This window comes from Pseudoalteromonas luteoviolacea CPMOR-1 (assembly GCF_001625685.1).
Lineage (GTDB): Bacteria > Pseudomonadota > Gammaproteobacteria > Enterobacterales > Alteromonadaceae > Pseudoalteromonas > Pseudoalteromonas luteoviolacea_K.
Genome location: NZ_AUYC01000083.1, coordinates 1 through 1,166, shown reverse-complemented (window position 1 = coordinate 1,166; position 1,166 = coordinate 1). Strand labels below are relative to the sequence as shown.

The 1,166-nt window shown below is 46.4% G+C and carries 1 protein-coding gene; it reads right to left on the bottom strand.

Annotated elements, in window-relative coordinates; genetic code table 11:
* Positions 1 to 101: 101 nt before the first annotated feature.
* Positions 102 to 1,166, bottom strand: a 1,065-nt coding sequence (gene tuf, locus N473_RS23160) for an elongation factor Tu (protein ID WP_063370011.1), incomplete at its 5' end; no start/stop codon positions are given.

The window sequence follows — 1,166 nt, the reverse complement described above, 5'->3', positions numbered from 1 at the left end:
AGCCGTTTTAACCACCGCTAAAGCAGAAAATAGGCATAAAAAAAGCCGCTCATTGAGCGGCTTTTTAATATTCGTATATCGAATTAGTTAACGTGTAACTATTACTCGATGATTGATGCTACAACACCAGCACCAACTGTACGGCCACCTTCACGGATAGCGAAACGTAGACCTTCGTCCATCGCGATTGGGCAGATTAGCTCTACAGTCATCTTGATGTTGTCACCAGGCATTACCATTTCTACGCCGTCTGGTAGCTGGATGTCACCAGTTACGTCAGTTGTACGGAAGTAGAACTGTGGACGGTAACCTTTGAAGAAAGGAGTGTGACGACCACCTTCATCTTTAGAAAGTACGTATACTTCTGAAGTGAACTTAGTGTGCGGCTGGATTGTACCAGGAGCTGATAGTACTTGACCACGCTCAACTTCGTCACGCTTAGTACCACGTAGAAGTGCACCGATGTTCTCACCAGCACGACCTTCGTCTAGAAGCTTACGGAACATTTCAACACCCGTACAAGTTGTCTTCGTAGTTTCTTTGATACCTACGATTTCAACTTCGTCGTTCACGTTGATGATACCAGCTTCAACACGGCCAGTTACAACAGTACCACGACCTTGGATTGAGAATACGTCTTCGATAGGCATGATGAATGGCTTATCGATGTCACGCTCTGGCTCTGGGATGTAAGAATCTAGTGCTTCTGCAAGCTCAACGATCTTGTCTTCCCACTCTTTCTCACCTTCTAGTGCTTTAAGAGCTGAACCTTGGATTAGTGGTAGGTCATCACCTGGGAAATCGTACTCAGAAAGAAGTTCACGAACTTCCATCTCTACTAGTTCGATTAGCTCTTCGTCATCAACCATGTCACATTTGTTCATGAATACGATGATGTAAGGTACACCAACCTGACGTGAAAGTAGGATGTGCTCACGAGTCTGAGGCATAGGACCGTCAGTTGCAGCAACTACTAGGATCGCGCCGTCCATCTGAGCAGCACCAGTGATCATGTTTTTAACGTAGTCAGCGTGTCCAGGACAGTCAACGTGTGCGTAGTGACGAGTTGGAGTATCGTACTCTACGTGTGAAGTTGCGATTGTGATACCACGCTCACGCTCTTCTGGAGCGTTATCGATTTGAGCGAAGTCACGTGCTTCACCACC